Here is a 14899-nt window from a genome sequence, read left to right as displayed (position 1 = left end):
CGCCCCCGATGACGACATTCGCCAGCGGCACCACCGCGTTCGACAAGGACAGGCTCTCGCGCGACGCCCTGACGGTCCTGCAACCCGGTTTCCTCGGCGCCACCGCCCCCGACTGGCTGCTGCGCCGGCTCGGCGAGGGCCTGGCGTCGGTGGGCCTGTTCGGCAGGAACATCACCTCACCCGAACAACTCGCCGCGCTGACCGCGCAGTTGCGTGCGGAGCGGGAGGACGTCCTGGTCGCGATCGACGAGGAGGGCGGAGACGTCACGCGCCTGGAGGTGCGCACCGGCTCCAGCTTCCCCGGCAACCACGCCCTGGGCGCGGTGGACGACGTCGCCCTCACCCGGGAGGTCGCCGCGGAACTGGGCCGCCGGCTCGCCGCGTGCGGGGTGAACCTCAACTGGGCCCCGTCCGCGGACGTCAACTCCAACCCCGCCAACCCGGTGATCGGCGTCCGCTCCTTCGGCGCCGACCCGGAACTGGTCGCCCGCCACACCGCCGCCTATGTCACGGGCCTGCAGTCCGCCGGTGTGGCCGCCTGCACCAAGCACTTCCCGGGCCACGGCGACACGGCCGTCGACTCCCACCACGCGCTCCCGCGGATCGACGTCGCGACGCCCGTGCTCGGGGACCGCGAACTGACCCCGTTCCGCGCGGCCATCACCGCCGGGACCCGCGCCGTCATGAGCGCCCACATCCTGGTCCCCGCCCTGGACCCGACCCGCCCGGCCACCCTGTCCCCCCGCATCCTCACCGCCCTCCTGCGCGACGAACTCGGCTACGACGGCCTCATCGTCACCGACGGCATGGAGATGCAGGCCGTCGCCGCGACCTACGGCATCGAACGCGGCAGCGTCCTCGCGATCGCGGCCGGCGCCGACGCCATCTGTGTGGGCGGAGGCCTCGCGGACGACGACACGGTACGGCGCCTGCGCGACGCCCTGGTCACCGCCGTCCGCACCGGCGAACTCGCGGAGGAACGCCTCGCGGACGCCGCGGACCGCGTACGGGACCTCGCTCGATGGACGGCCACGGAGCCCAAGCCCACGGCCGCGAACGACGATAACGGCGGTGACGGCGGGGACGGCGACGGCCGCGTGCGTGCCGACGTCGGTCTGATCGCCGCCCGCCGTGCCCTCCGGCTCACCGGCGGGGAGGTCTTCAGCCCCCTCACCGAACCGCCGTACGTCGCCGCGCTCACCCCCGTCGCGAACATCGCCGTCGGCGACGAGACCCCGTGGGGTGCGGCGGCAGAGCTGGTCCGGCTGTTGCCGGGCACGGAGACGGGCAGTTTCGCCGGCCCGGACGCGGGGCACGCGGCGCTGGTCGCGGCGGGGGAGCGGCGCATCGTCGCCGTGGTCCGCGACGAACACCGGCACCCCTGGATGGCGGCGGCCCTCGACACCCTGCTCATGGCCCGCCCGGACACGGTCGTCGTGGAAATGGGCGTCCCCCAGGCCCCACCCCGGGGCGCCCTCCACATAGCCACCCACGGGGCGGCCCGAGTCTGCGGCCGCGCGGCGGCCGAGGTCATCGCGGGAGCGTAGTCATGACGACGCGATGGGCGCCGGCCCCCTGTCAGGGACCGGCGCCCATCGCGTCCTTCCGGGGCGCGGGAACTGCCCGACCAGCCCCCACGCCCCACGGCCCGCAGCCCGCACCGAACCGGAACCCGCACCGAAACGGAACCCGCACCGAACCGGAACCCGGCAGACGAAACCGCCTTAAATCCCCTGCCACGCAGGCTTGTTGGCATATGTGTGCCGGAAGTAGTCCGCGAGCTTCAGCTTGGACGCGGCGCCCTCGTCGACGACAACCGTCGCATGCGGGTGCAGTTGGAGCGCCGAGGCCGGGCACACCGCGGCCACCGGCCCCTCCACCGTCGCCGCGACCGCGTCCGCCTTGCCCTCCCCGGTGGCCAGCAGCACCAGATGCCGCGCCTCCAGGATCGTCCCGATGCCCTGGGTGATGACGTGGTGCGGAACCTGCCCGATGTCCCCGTCGAAGAACCTCGCGTTGTCCACCCGCGTCTGCTCGGTCAGCGTCTTGATCCGGGTGCGGGAGGCCAGCGAGGAGCAGGGCTCGTTGAACCCGATGTGTCCGTCGGTGCCGATGCCGAGCAACTGGAGGTCCACGCCGCCGGCCGCGGCCAGCGCGCGGTCGTACGCCTCGCAGGCCGCCTGGACGTCCGAGGCGGTGCCGTCGGGGCCGAGGAACGCCTCCATGCCGATGCCGAGCGGTTCCAGCACCTCCCGCCGCAGCACCGAGCGGTAGGACTCGGGGTGCTCGGCGGGCAGTCCGACGTACTCGTCGAGCTGGGCGATCCGCGCCTGCCCGGTGTCCACGGCGCCGGAGCGCACCCTGGCCGCCAGCGCCTGGTAGATGGGCAGCGGGGTGGAGCCGGTGGCCACGCCGAGCAGCGCGTCCGGCTTGCGCCGCAGGAGCTGCGCCATGGCCTCGGCGATGAGTTCGCCGCCCGACCGGGCGTCCGGAACGATGACAACTTCCACGCTGGCCTACCGTTCTCGTATCCGTGTGGTTTAGACCAATCTATGGAGACAATCTAACAGAATCGGGTGCCGACGACGTTTCTCTAGTGCCCGTTATAAAATGAACTCATGGTGAGCAGTGAGCAGACCGGGGCCGAGCCCGCAGCCCGGCCCCGCGGCCGTCCCCGCTCCTTCGACCGCGCGGCCGCGCTGGAGAAGGCGGTCCTGGCGTTCTGGAGGCACGGCTACGAGGCGACCTCCGTCTCCGACCTCACTCGGATCATGGGCATCGGCGCCCCCAGCCTCTACGCGGCCTTCGGCGACAAGCGCGCGCTGTTCGAGGAGGTCGTCAACGTCTACGGCGCCACATACGGCTCCTTCGCGGGGCGCGCCCTTGCCGAGGAGCCGACCGCCCGCGCCGCCGTCGAGCGCCTGCTGCGCGAGGCCGCCGTCGAGTTCACCGACCCCCGCCACCCGTACGGCTCGCTGGTGATCCACGCGGCCACCAACTGCGCCACTCCCGAGGTCGAGGACGCCCTGCGCAGGCGGCGGGGTGCGGCCCTCGCCGCTGTCGAGCGCCGCATCGCGGCCGGAGCCGCCGCCGGCGAGCTGCCGCAGGGCACCGACACCGGCGCACTCGCTCGCGCGGTGGGCGCGGTCTTCCAGGGCATGTCGCACCAGGCGCGCGACGGAGCGAGCAGGGAGCAACTGGAGGCGGTCGCGGAAATTGCCCTCAACATCTGGCCCCGCACCGGAACCCCCACAGGCTAGGCTGCGTTGTGGATGACAAGGCGTTCGAATACTCACAACAACGAACAAGCTCCCACGCATGGACACACCTAGTGGTCTAGTCCACAATGGCGGGGAGAACCACGGAAACACCAAGAACTTCCGTCTTCCCCGCACAGGAAGGCGGACCGAGGAACCGGTGCTCTCTGCCCTGACTGCCCCGGATCCTCACCTTCGGTCGACGGGACCGCACACCCCGCGGCCGATATTGCTCCGGGCTGCGGTGCCGGGAGGGTTGAGGGTCCCTCTCAGGCGCCGCGGCCCGCGGGTGTTTTAGGCCCCGCGCATACCCGAAGGTACGCTCGCAGACGTGCCCTCCATGAACGAACTCGTACGCCAGCACACCGCACTCGACGACTCCGACCTCGAGTGGCTCCACCTGCTGGTCTCGGAGTGGCAGCTGCTCTCCGACCTCTCCTTCGCCGACCTGGTCCTGTGGGTCCCCACCCGCGACGGCGCGCGCTATGTCTCCGTCGCCCAGATGCGCCCCAACACAGGCCCCACCTCCTACCAGGACGACATGGTCGGCCACCTCGTCCCCCGGGGCCGCCGCCCCCTCCTCGACGCGGCCCTGGACGAGGGCCGGATCGTGCGTGAGGGCGACCCGGAGTGGCGCGAGGAGGTCCCCGTCCGGGTCGAGTCGATCCCCGTACGGCGCGAGGGCCGCGTCCTCGGCGTCATCGCCCGCAACACCAACCTGCTGACGGTGCGCACCCCCAGCCGGCTGGAGCTCACCTACCTCCAGAGCGCCTCCGACCTCGCGCAGATGATCGCGGCCGGCTCCTTCCCGTTCCCCAACCAGCTGATGGACATGGACGCGGCCCCACGCGTCGGCGACGGCCTGATCCGCGTCGACGGCGACGGCATCGTCCAGTACGCCTCCCCGAACGCGCTGTCCGCCTACCACCGCATGGGCCTCGCCTCCGACCTGGTCGGTCAGCACCTCGGCCTGACCACCGCCGAACTCGCCCCGACCCGGGGTCCGGTGGACGAGGCGCTCGCCAAGGTCGCCAGCGGCTGGGCGCCCCGCGAGTTCGAGATCGAGGCCAACGACGGGGTCATCCAGTTCCGGGCGATCCCGCTCAAGCCCAAGGGCACCCGGATCGGCGCGCTCGTGCTGCTCCGGGACGTCACCGAACTGCGCCGCCGCGAGCGCGAGTTGATCACCAAGGACGCAACCATCCGGGAGATCCACCACCGGGTGAAGAACAATCTCCAGACGGTGGCGGCCCTGTTGCGCCTCCAGGCCCGTCGCATCGACTCCGAGCGCGGCCGGGAGGCCCTCGAAGAGGCCGTGCGCCGGGTCGGCTCCATCGCCATCGTGCACGAGACGCTCTCCCAGAACCTGGACGAGCGCGTGGAGTTCGACGAGATCGCCGACCGCGTGCTGGCGATGGTCGCCGAGATCTCGCCGGGCAAGGTCGCCGGCCGGCGCAGCGGACGCTTCGGCATCCTGGACGCCGAGGTCGCCACCCCGCTGTCCATGGTCCTCACCGAGATCCTCCAGAACGCCCTGGAACACGGCTTCCGCGAGGGCGACACCGGCACGGTCGAGGTCTCCGCCGTCCGCGGCGGCACCACCAAGGAGGGCCGCCTCCTGGTCACGGTCCAGGACGACGGCGTCGGCCTGCCCGAGGGCTTCGACCCGCACACCTCGGGCAACCTCGGCCTGCAGATCGTACGGACGCTGGTGGAGGGCGAGTTGGGCGGAACCTTCGACATGGTCCCGGCCCCGGAACGCGGCACGCAGGTCATCCTCGACATTCCGGTGGCGGCACAGAAGTAACGCACGCAAGAGATCCGCAAGGGGGCGGGCGCACAGCAAGAAGCCCCGGACCGTTCAGGGGTCCGGGGCTCGAATGCTCGTTGTCAGCGTGTGCTGCGCATCGGGGGTACTGCGCGCTGCGGCTCGGGGGCGGGAGAAGCGTACGAGCTGTACGCGCCGCCAAGCTCAGGCTTGTGGGGCGGGTGTTGTCAGGCGGTTGCCTGACGGGCCCGGTTGCGGGCGGCGCGGCGCTTCATGGCACGGCGCTCGTCCTCGCTGAGACCACCCCAGACGCCGGAGTCCTGGCCGGACTCGAGCGCCCACTGCAGACACTGCTCCATAACCGGGCAGCGACGGCAGACGGCCTTGGCTTCCTCGATCTGCAGCAGCGCAGGACCGGTGTTGCCGATGGGGAAGAAGAGCTCGGGGTCTTCCTCGCGGCAAACGGCGTTGTGACGCCAGTCCATGGCTGCTACCTCTCCTTGGTATTACGTGCAGGTTGCTTGTGAATGTGAACGCTTTCACGAATCCCTCAACAAGTGAAGGGCCGCCCGCCAGGTTCGCCGACGGGGTCCTGTTGATTGAAGAGGGGTTCCGGTGATCAGTGGAGGCTGGTGTTGCGGGCCGTCCCGATCGCCACGTAGAGACTCGCAAACCTCAGCGGCGGATACAACCCCTACCGGAAAGTTTTTTTTGATTCCTCGGTGTCGACTAGGTCACAGCCGTACTTCCATGGGGTGGACCCTGGCCTAAACGTTCGAGTGAAAGGACTTCAGCCCTTTCTGCTCACACAATCACACGCAGTGCACGGCGTACGCCTGTGAACGTCACGCTGGTGCGCAGCCCCAGGTGGTCACCGTCCATCTGGAGGGGTAGGGGGACCTTCGAATGCAAGGTGAACTGGTCCAGGTCGTGCAGTGAGACGGCATGCTTGCCGTGCGGTCCCTTGTCGGGGGACGAAGTGAGCAACTGGGTGCCATACCGGGCAACCGCGACAGTGGACAGACGGCTGAGACCGAGTACGTCGAGCCCTGTATCGAACGAGGCCTTAGGCGACGCGTACACCGGGCGATTGCCCAGATACGTCCACGGAGCCGTGTTGCAGACTATGGACAGCACCAAATCGGTCACCGGCTCGGCGCTGGGCCGCTCCAGGGTGATCGACCCATGCCGGCGGTGTGACTCACCCAACAACTGGCGCACCGCCTGGCGGATGTAAAGAGCGTGGGTGGATTTTCTGCCCCGCTCGCGCTGCTGCTCCACCCGGCCCACCACTCCGGCGTCGAAACCGAGCCCGGCGTTGAAGGTGAACCAGCGCGACGGCACCGCCTCGTCCTCCGTGCCGGGCGTGCCCGCGGCCAGACCGAGACCGACCGTCCGCACGCTGTTCTCACGCAGGGCGTCCAGCACGGCGCCGGTCGCCTCCACGGGATCGTTGGGCAGACCCAGGGCGCGGGCGAAGACATTGGTGGAGCCGCCGGGGACCACTGCGAGGCTCGGCAGGTTGTCCGGATTGGGGCCGGCGTGCAGCAGGCCGTTGACGACCTCATTGACCGTGCCGTCACCGCCGAGGGCCACCACCAGGTCGACATTTCCACTGTCCACGGCCTGCCGGCCCAGGTCACGCGCGTGCCCGCGGTATTCGGTGGTGACCGCCTCGAGCTTCATCTCGCTGGCGAGCGCGTGGATGAGGACGTCGCGCGTCCGTGCACTGGTAGTGGTTGCCGCCGGATTGACCACGAGAAGTGCACGCATGAGTTGCAGCGTACCTACTGGGCAGAACCGACCACAGGCCGAGGTGGGGATCAGGTAAGAGATCACGCAGTGAGCCTCGACACGAGCACCGCGCGCGTGCGTGGGCGGCCCGATTCCCGGCGGACGGCGCGGGCTACCCTTCAGGGGTGAGCAGTGAGCAGACCTCCGTCGCCCCGGAAACCGCAGAACCCCGCCCGCGCCGGCTGACGTACGCCGCCGCGCTCGCCGCCCTGGAGGGGCTGGCGCTCGTCGTCGGCGGGGTGTGGATGCTCGTCCTGGGGATCACCGGCGACCCGGACGACCGTCAGACCGCCGTCACCGGCGGGGTCACGCTGATCGTGCTCGCGCTGCTGCCGCTGCTCGCCGCCCGTGGGCTGCTGGGCCTGCGCAGCTGGAGCCGGGGGCCGGCCGTCATCACGCAGATCATGGCGCTGCCGGTGGCCTACAACCTGCTGCAGGCCGACAGCATGGCGATTCCGGCGGGCATCGCGCTCGCGGCCGTCGCCGTCGCGTCGCTCGTGCTGCTCGTCAACGGTGAGACGACGCGGGCCCTCGGGATCCGGGGGCCCGGCCGCACCTCGGAGTAGCCGGCCGGCTGCTCCGCGACGCCGCTGCTGCTCGACGTCACGACTCCTGCATGCCCTACTCCTCCACGAGGAGCTTCTCCCGCAGCTGGGCCAGCGTGCGCGCCAGCAGCCGGGAGACGTGCATCTGCGAGATGCCGACCTCCTGCGCGATCTGCGACTGGGTCATGTTGCCGAAGAACCGCAGCAGCAGGATCCGCTTCTCGCGCGGCGGGAGGTCCTCCAGGAGCGGCTTGAGCGACTCCCGGTACTCCACGCCCTCCAGCGCCTCGTCCTCCGCGCCGAGGGTGTCCGCGACCGCCGGGGACTCGTCGTCGGTGTCCGGGACGTCCAGGGACAGGGTGGAATACGCGTTCGCGGACTCCAGGCCCTCCAGGACCTCCTCCTCCGAGATCGCCAGCTTCTCGGCGAGTTCGTGGACCGTGGGGGAGCGGCCGTGCTGCTGCGACAGCTCGGCCGTCGCCGTCGTCAGCGCCAGCCGCAGCTCCTGGAGCCTGCGCGGCACCCGCACCGCCCAGCCCTTGTCGCGGAAGTGCCGCTTGATCTCGCCGACGACCGTCGGGGTCGCGTACGTGGAGAACTCCACGCCGCGCTCCGGGTCGAAGCGGTCCACCGACTTGATCAGACCGATGGTGGCGACCTGGGTGAGGTCGTCCAGCGGCTCGCCGCGGTTGCGGAAGCGCCGCGCCAGATGCTCGACGAGCGGCAGATGCATGCGGACCAGCTGGTTGCGCATCTCCGCGTACTCGGGGCTGCCGTCCTGCAGCTTGCGCAGCTCGATGAACATCGCCCGCGCCCCGCTGCGGTCCCCCGGCGCCGGCGCCGGTACCGGGGCTGGGGCTGGGGGTGCCGCTGGTTCGTGCTGCGTGCCGGACACGCTCTGTTCGCCGTCTCGCTCGTGCTCGCTCATTGTCCCGCCCGTCGCCCTCTGTCGAGCCCTCGCCTCTGCTCGGCCTGGGGGCGAGCCCCCGGTCCGCCTCTCCCGAGGCGAGCTTTGCACGGCTCCCTCCGGCAGACCCGCCTGCGCGGAGGCCGAGTGGTCCTCCGGATGCGGCCGGGCCTGCTCGGGGATGCCGTCGATGCCGTCTGCCATGCGTCGGGAACCGTCCGGAGAGACTGGAATCTCGGCGCTCTCGGCCGGCAGCTCCCGTGTGCCGCGCTCTTCGTCCCGCACCGGCCCGTCCCCGTTCCTCACGCCGGCCCGGGTCCCGCGCCGCGCTGTTTGTAGAGGCTGATCGACACGGTCTTGTCCTCGTCGACGGCCGAGGACACCTTGCCCGCGAGGGCGGACAGGACGGTCCAGGCGAAGGTGTCACGCGAGGGCGCGTGGCCGTCCGTGGTCGGCGCCGAGACGGTGACTTCGAGCGAGTCGTCGACGAGTCGGAAGACGCAACTCAGCACCGAGCCGGGCACGGCCTGCTGAAGCAGGATCGCGCAGGCCTCGTCCACCGCGATGCGCAGGTCCTCGATCTCGTCCAGGGTGAAGTCCAAACGGGCCGCGAGGCCGGCCGTGGCCGTCCGCAGCACCGACAGGTAGGCACCCGCAGCCGGCAGCCGGACTTCCACGAAGTCCTGGGTCGCGGGCTCGCCTGCGATCTGGGACACCCTCACCTCCAAGGTGGTACAAGCTTTTCGGGGCCGAGGGTCGCCCCCCGGGGTAACGCGTGTGTGGTGCAGCGGTGACGCTATCGCGCTCTCAAGTTTCCTGTCCCCGGGACCCCAACCCCCTGGCGTCACTCACAGTAAAGCTGTGAACACGCTCCGTGTCTAGGGGTCTGCGGGCCCAAATGGGAAGAGGGCGCGCCGGGTTGACGTACCCAGACGTCAGACGGTCGAACCGTACCCGCCGGAGGGCCGAGGCGTCTCATGAGTTCAACGGCCGAGCCGTCCGAGAAGTTCACACCAGGACGTGATCGACGAAGCACCACCGCCAGCTCTCGCCGGGTTCGAAGGTCCGCATGATCGGATGGCCGGACTCCTTGTGGTGCTCGGTGGCGTGCCGGCTCGGCGAGGAGTCGCAGCAGCCGACATGGCCGCACGTCAGGCACAGCCGCAGCTGTACCGGGTGGGTGCCGTCCCGCAGGCACTCCGGACACGTCTCGCCGAGCGGGACGGGTTCGGGGTCGGGCAGCGCGTCGGCGTGCGTGCACTGTTTCATGATGGCCAGATTACGACGGCTGTGCGGACAGCCGCGCGGAAAAACGAGAGCGGGCGGGACATGGACGTGATGCCACTGCTGTTGCTGGTGGCCGGCAGTGCGGGGATCGCGGCGGCGGCCAGGCGCACCCCGGTGCCGGCGCCGCTGCTGCTGGTCGCGGTCGGCCTGGTGGTGTCGTACGTGCCCGGCGTCCCGGACTACACCCTCGACCCGGACGTCGTCCTGCCGCTCCTGCTGCCGCCGCTGCTGTACACGTCGGCCACCGAGAGCTCCTACCTCGACCTGCGGGCGCAGCTGCGGCCGGTGGCCCTGCTGTCGGTCGGATACGTGCTCTTCGCGACCTTCGCCGTCGGCTGGGCCGCCTACCTGCTCGTGCCCGGGCTGCCGCTGACGGCGGCGCTGGTGCTGGGCGCGGTGGTCGCGCCGCCGGACGCGGTCGCGGCCACCGCGGTGGCCCGCCGGGTCGGCCTGCCGTCCCGGATCACCACGATCCTCCAGGGCGAGTCCCTGCTGAACGACGCCACCGCGATCACCGCCTACAAGGTGGCCCTCGCGGTCGTGGTCGGCGAGGGCGCGTCCTGGGCCGGCGGCATCGAGGAGTTCCTGGTGGCGGCGGTCGGCGGCACCGTCGTCGGCCTGGTCCTGATGGCCCCGCTGCACTGGCTGCGCACCCACCTCAAGGAGCCCCTCCTCCAGAACACGCTCTCCCTGCTGATCCCGTTCGTCGCGTACGCGGCCGCCGAGCAGTTCCACGCCTCCGGCGTCATCGCCGTGGTCGTCGTCGCGCTCTACCTGGGCCACCGCGCGTGGGAGGTCGACTTCGCCACCCGACTCCAGGAGGAGGCCGTGTGGAAGATGGTCGCCTTCGTCCTGGAGTCGGCGGTCTTCGCGCTGATCGGCCTGCAGCTCCCGGTCGTCCTGAAGGGCCTCGGCGCCTACGAGGGCCTGGACGCCGCCTGGTACGCCGTCGTCCTCTTCCTCGTGGTCGTCGCGACCCGCTTCCTGTGGGTGTATCCGGCGACCTTCCTGCCCCGGATGGTGTCGGCGCGCATCCGCGCGCGGGAGGACGACCCGACCTGGCGGGGGCCGATCGTCATCGGCTGGGCCGGCATGCGGGGCGTGGTCTCGCTCGCCATCGCCTTCTCCATCCCGCTCACCGTGAACCACGGCGACGCGCCCTTCCCGCACCGCAACCTCATCCTCTTCCTGACCTTCACGACGGTCATCGGCACCCTCGTGCTGCAGGGCCTGACCCTGCCGCCGCTGATCCGCCTGCTGAGGTTCCCCCAGCCCGACCCGCAGGCCGCCACCCTCGCCGAGGCCAACGCCCAGGCGCAGGCCTCCCGGGTCGCGGAGGAACGCCTGGACGCCCTGCTGTCCGACGAGCGCAACACCCTGCCCCCGCCCCTCGCCGACCGGCTGCGCAGCGTCCTGGAGCGCCGTCGCAACGCCGTCTGGGAGCGCCTCGGCCAGGTCAACCCGGTCACCGGCGAGACCGTCGACGACACCTACCGGCGCCTCTCACGCGAGATGATCAGCGCCGAACGCGAGATATTCGTCCGGCTGCGCGACGCCCGCCACATCGACGACGAGATGCTGCGAACCCTGCTGCGCCGACTGGACCTGGAGGAGGCGGCGGCATTCCGGGAAGCGGGGTGAGCGGGCCTCACGCGGTGAACGGCGAGCCCGTCACGACCGCCGCGAGCCGTGTCCCGCGGGGGAAGGCCCCCTCCTCGGCCAGGGCGACAAGGGCGTACAACGACTTGGCGACATAGAGACGTTCCACGGGCACACCGTGTCGTCGCTCGAAGTCCTCGGCGAAGGCGTCGAGCTCCGGGGGCACGCGCGCGTAGCCGCCGAAGTGGAAGCGCTCGTCCAGCCGCCACTCGCCCCGCCGGCCACCGAAGGCCTCCTGCTGCAGCGCCCGTATCTCCTCGCCCAGGAAGCCGCCCTTGAGGACCGGTATGCCCAGGGCCCGCCGGCCGGGGCCGAGACCGGCGGCCAGGCCCGCGAGCGTGCCGCCGGTGCCGCAGGCGAGGGCGGCCACGTCGACACCGCCGTGGTCGCGCAGCTCCTCGCCGAGCGCCCGGCAGCCGCGGACCGCCGCCGCGTTGCTGCCGCCCTCCGGGACGACGTACGCGTCCTCGGCGCCGACCGCGTCCAGCAGCCTCGTCAGCACCTCCGGCTCGGTCTTGCGCCGGTACGTCGAGCGGTCCACGAAGTGCAGCCGCATGCCGTCGGCCGCGCACCGGGCCAGGGACGGGTTCAGCGGCCGGCCGGCCAGTTCGTCGCCGCGCACCACGCCCACCGTGGGCAGCCCCAGCAGCCGTCCGGCGGCGGCCGTGGCCCGCAGATGGTTGGAGTAGGCGCCGCCGAAGGTGACGATCGTCCGCCCCGCCGCCCGCTCCAGGTTGGGCGCCAGCTTGCGCCATTTGTTGCCGATCAGGTCCGGATGGATCAGGTCGTCCCGCTTCAGCAGCAGCCGTACGCCGTGCCGCTCGAACCGGTCGTCCGTCACGTCCTGGAGCGGCGAGGGCAGGCGGGGGCGCAGGTCGGTCACCCGCTCATTGTCGAACACCGTTCGGTGAAACGTGTCTCTTCCCTGCCCGCGTTGATCCATTCCCGCTCTTTCGGGTAATAGCACCGGCACGCTCCGTGAGGAAGGCTTGCTCGCGTGAACAGTGCACCCGCGCAGTTCGGCGCCCGTGCATGAATCGGGAGGGTATTTCTCATGTCGGTAGGCGAAGAGGTCCGCGCGGAGTCGGGCAAGCCGCAGCAGAGTCTCGGCACGGCGGCCGCGCGGAACCTGGCCACCACGACCAAGTCCGCACCGCAGATGCAGGAGATCAGCTCCCGCTGGCTGCTGCGGAACCTGCCCTGGGTGGACGTACAGGGTGGTACTTACCGGGTCAACAGGCGCCTGACGTACGCGGTCGGAGACGGACGCGTCACGTTCGTGAAGACCGGCGATCGCGTCGAGGTCATCCCCGCCGAGCTGGGCGAACTGCCCGCGCTGCGCTCCTACGAGGACGAGGAGGTGCTCGGCGAGCTCGCTCAGCGCTGCCGGCAGCGGGAGTTCGGCCCCGGCGAGCTCATCGCCTCCTTCGGCAGCCAGACCGACGAGGTCTACCTCCTCGCCCACGGCCGCGTCGAGAAGGTCGGCACCGGCCCCTACGGTGACGACCAGGTGCTCGGAGTCCTCGCGGACGGCGCGTACTTCGGCGACCAGGCGCTGCTCGACGCCGACGCCATCTGGGAGTACACGGCCCGCGCCGACACTGCCTGCACCGTGCTGATCCTGTCCCGGCAGGACGTCGAGCAGGTCGCGGAGCGCGCCGACACCCTGCGTGAACACCTCCAGCGGCTGCGCGCGATCCCCGAGCAGCGCACCAACAAGTACGGCGAGAAGGCCGTCGACCTGGCCGCGGGGCACGCCGGCGAGCCCGACATCCCGCACACGTTCGTCGACTACGACGCCCGGCCGCGCGAGTACGAACTGAGCATCGCCCAGACCGTCCTGCGCATCCACTCGCGCGTGGCCGACCTGTACAACCAGCCCATGAACCAGACCGAGCAGCAGTTGCGGCTGACGGTCGAGGCGCTCAAGGAGCGCCAGGAGCACGAGCTCGTCAACAACCGGGAGTTCGGTCTGCTCCACAACTGCGAGTACGACCAGCGGCTCCAGCCGCACGACGGCGTGCCCAGTCCGGACGACCTGGACGAACTGCTCAGCAGGCGGCGCGGCACCAAGATGCTGCTCGCCCACCCGCGCGCGATCTCCGCGATCGGCCGCGAACTCAACAAGCGCGGGCTCGTCCCCGAGACGATCGACGTCGGCGGCAACCGGATCCCCACCTGGCGCGGGGTGCCGATCTACCCGTGCAACAAGATCCCGGTGACCGAGGCCCGTACCAGCTCGATCATCGCGTTGCGTCTGGGCGAGCAGGACCAGGGGGTCATCGGCCTGCGCCAGTCCGGCATCCCGGACGAGATCGAGCCGAGCCTGTCCGTGCGGTTCATGGGCATCAACGAACAGGCCATCATCAAGTACCTGGTCACGGCCTACTACTCGGCCGCGGTCCTCGTACCGGACGCGCTGGGCGTTCTGGAGAACGTCGAGATCGGCCGCTGGCGGTGACGTCCGCCACCAGGCGGTACCCGGGCGAGGCGCGCGAAAGGCGGAGGCCCATCGGGTCCATCGGATCCATCGGGGGTCAGGGCGACGGCGGTCCGGGGCCGGCCGACGGGCATGAGGCGACGGCGCTCCTGGAGCGGTCGCGGGCCGCCGTCGACCCCGAACTGCGGGCGGCGATCGACTCATTGCCCGGCTCGATGCGCCGGATCGCGCTCTATCACTTCGGCTGGGAGCAAGCGGACGGCACCCCGGCCGCGGACAACGCGGGCAAGGCGATCCGCCCGGCCCTCGTGCTCGCGGCGGCCTCCGCGCTCGGCGGGCCGGCGGCCCGCGCGGCGGCCGTCCGGGCGGCCGCGGCGGTCGAACTGGTCCACAACTTCACGCTCTTGCACGACGACGTGATGGACCGCGACACCACGCGCCGACACCGCCCCACCGCCTGGACGGTGTTCGGCGACGCCGACGCGATCCTCGCAGGGGACGCGCTGCAGGCCCTCGCGCTGGGGCTGCTCGCCGGGGATCCGCACCCCGCGTCCTCGGCGGCCGTCGGCCGGGTCGCGGCCTGCGTGGTCGAACTGTGCGCCGGCCAGCAGGCGGACACGGCCATGGAGAAACGCGCCCCCGCCGAGATCACCCTCGACGAGGTCCTCGTCATGGCCGAGGCCAAGACGGGCGCGCTCCTCGGCTGCGCCTGCGCCGTGGGCGCGCTGTACGCGGGGGCGGCCGAGGAGGACGTCGAGGCGCTGGACGCGTTCGGCCGGGAGGCCGGGCTCGCCTTCCAGCTCATCGACGACGTCATCGGGATATGGGGCGACCCACGACACACCGGCAAGCCGGCCGGCGCAGACCTCGCCGCCCGCAAGAAGTCCCTGCCGGTGGTCGCCGCGCTGACCTCCGGCACCCCGGCGGCCGGCGAACTGGCCGAGTTGTACGCGGGGCCCTACGAGCCGGCCGACCTGGACCGCACGACGCTGGCCGTCGAGCGGGCCGGCGGTCGCGCATGGGCCCAGGACCAGGCGGCCGACCGCATGTCCCGCGCGATGCACGAACTGTCCCGGGCGATCCCGAACCCGGAGTCGGCGGGCGGCCTGCTCTCCCTCGCGGAGTTCGTGACGCGCCGCAGCAACTAGGGCGGCGACGCGGTGGGGGTGGCTCCCCGGCGCCGCGTGGTTCCTGAGTTCGCGTGGTCCCTGAGTTCGCGTGCTTGTCGGGGGCTTCGTTCGG

The 14899-nt window shown here is 71.2% G+C and carries 14 protein-coding genes; 7 read left to right on the top strand and 7 right to left on the bottom strand.

Annotated elements, in window-relative coordinates; translation table 11 throughout:
• Window positions 1-8: 8 nt before the first annotated feature.
• On the top strand, window positions 9-1547 hold the full coding sequence (locus ACZ5SK_RS30805) for a glycoside hydrolase family 3 protein (RefSeq protein ID WP_334577355.1): 1539 nt from the start codon (window positions 9-11) through the stop codon (window positions 1545-1547).
• Window positions 1548-1724: 177 nt separating this feature from the next.
• On the opposite strand, the gene nagB is transcribed toward ACZ5SK_RS30805, so the two are convergent.
• On the bottom strand, window positions 1725-2510 hold the full coding sequence (gene nagB / locus ACZ5SK_RS30800) for a glucosamine-6-phosphate deaminase (protein WP_334577354.1): 786 nt from the start codon (window positions 2508-2510) through the stop codon (window positions 1725-1727).
• 108 nt (window positions 2511-2618) lie between these two features.
• On the opposite strand from nagB, the gene ACZ5SK_RS30795 reads away from it, so the two are divergent.
• Together ACZ5SK_RS30795 and ACZ5SK_RS30790 are read left to right on the top strand one after the other, a co-directional pair.
• A complete protein-coding gene (locus ACZ5SK_RS30795; RefSeq protein ID WP_361701442.1) occupies window positions 2619-3260 on the top strand; it encodes a TetR/AcrR family transcriptional regulator in 642 nt (213 codons plus the stop codon).
• A gap of 328 nt (window positions 3261-3588) precedes the next feature.
• Entirely contained in the window at window positions 3589-5064 is a 1476-nt protein-coding gene (locus ACZ5SK_RS30790) for a sensor histidine kinase (protein ID WP_334577352.1), read from the top strand.
• 188 nt (window positions 5065-5252) lie between these two features.
• Here the strand turns inward: ACZ5SK_RS30790 and ACZ5SK_RS30785 are convergent, their stop codons facing one another.
• Window positions 5253-5510, bottom strand: a complete 258-nt coding sequence (locus ACZ5SK_RS30785; RefSeq protein WP_006380970.1) for a WhiB family transcriptional regulator — start codon at window positions 5508-5510, stop codon at window positions 5253-5255.
• 319 nt (window positions 5511-5829) lie between these two features.
• Entirely contained in the window at window positions 5830-6798 is a 969-nt protein-coding gene (locus tag ACZ5SK_RS30780; protein WP_334577351.1) for a diacylglycerol/lipid kinase family protein, read from the bottom strand.
• 146 nt (window positions 6799-6944) lie between these two features.
• Here ACZ5SK_RS30780 and ACZ5SK_RS30775 point away from each other — a divergent pair, with 146 nt between their 5' ends.
• A complete protein-coding gene (locus ACZ5SK_RS30775) occupies window positions 6945-7385 on the top strand; it encodes a hypothetical protein (protein ID WP_334577350.1) in 441 nt (146 codons plus the stop codon).
• Between the two features lie 55 nt (window positions 7386-7440).
• On the opposite strand, the gene ACZ5SK_RS30770 is transcribed toward ACZ5SK_RS30775, so the two are convergent.
• The 3 genes from ACZ5SK_RS30770 to ACZ5SK_RS30760 all read right to left on the bottom strand — a co-directional run bounded on the left by ACZ5SK_RS30770 (window position 7441) and on the right by ACZ5SK_RS30760 (window position 9540).
• Window positions 7441-8556: an RNA polymerase sigma factor SigF gene (locus tag ACZ5SK_RS30770; protein ID WP_443041327.1), complete on the bottom strand. Its 1116-nt coding sequence runs from the start codon at window positions 8554-8556 to the stop codon at window positions 7441-7443.
• Window positions 8557-8573: 17 nt separating this feature from the next.
• A complete protein-coding gene (locus ACZ5SK_RS30765; RefSeq protein ID WP_004925829.1) occupies window positions 8574-8987 on the bottom strand; it encodes an ATP-binding protein in 414 nt (137 codons plus the stop codon).
• Window positions 8988-9279: 292 nt separating this feature from the next.
• On the bottom strand, window positions 9280-9540 hold the full coding sequence (locus tag ACZ5SK_RS30760; protein ID WP_079659737.1) for a UBP-type zinc finger domain-containing protein: 261 nt from the start codon (window positions 9538-9540) through the stop codon (window positions 9280-9282).
• Between the two features lie 60 nt (window positions 9541-9600).
• Between ACZ5SK_RS30760 and ACZ5SK_RS30755 the strand changes: the two genes are divergently transcribed.
• The gene (locus ACZ5SK_RS30755) at window positions 9601-11199 is read left to right on the top strand and encodes a Na+/H+ antiporter (RefSeq protein WP_334577348.1); all 1599 of its coding nucleotides are present in this window, start codon (window positions 9601-9603) and stop codon (window positions 11197-11199) included.
• 7 nt (window positions 11200-11206) lie between these two features.
• Here ACZ5SK_RS30755 and ACZ5SK_RS30750 read toward each other — a convergent pair whose 3' ends face one another.
• Window positions 11207-12100: a 1-aminocyclopropane-1-carboxylate deaminase/D-cysteine desulfhydrase gene (locus ACZ5SK_RS30750; protein WP_457494783.1), complete on the bottom strand. Its 894-nt coding sequence runs from the start codon at window positions 12098-12100 to the stop codon at window positions 11207-11209.
• 171 nt (window positions 12101-12271) lie between these two features.
• Here ACZ5SK_RS30750 and ACZ5SK_RS30745 point away from each other — a divergent pair, with 171 nt between their 5' ends.
• Window positions 12272-13678, top strand: a complete 1407-nt coding sequence (locus tag ACZ5SK_RS30745; protein WP_334577346.1) for a family 2B encapsulin nanocompartment shell protein — start codon at window positions 12272-12274, stop codon at window positions 13676-13678.
• 50 nt (window positions 13679-13728) lie between these two features.
• Window positions 13729-14805 (top strand): family 2 encapsulin nanocompartment cargo protein polyprenyl transferase, encoded by a 1077-nt coding sequence (locus tag ACZ5SK_RS30740; protein WP_457494797.1) that lies wholly within the window; start codon window positions 13729-13731, stop codon window positions 14803-14805.
• Window positions 14806-14899 lie beyond the last annotated feature (94 nt).

The organism is Streptomyces sp. NPDC031474, assembly GCF_055581185.1.
The sequence above is the reverse complement of the archived record's forward strand: the minus strand, read 5'-3'. Positions and strand labels throughout refer to the sequence as shown.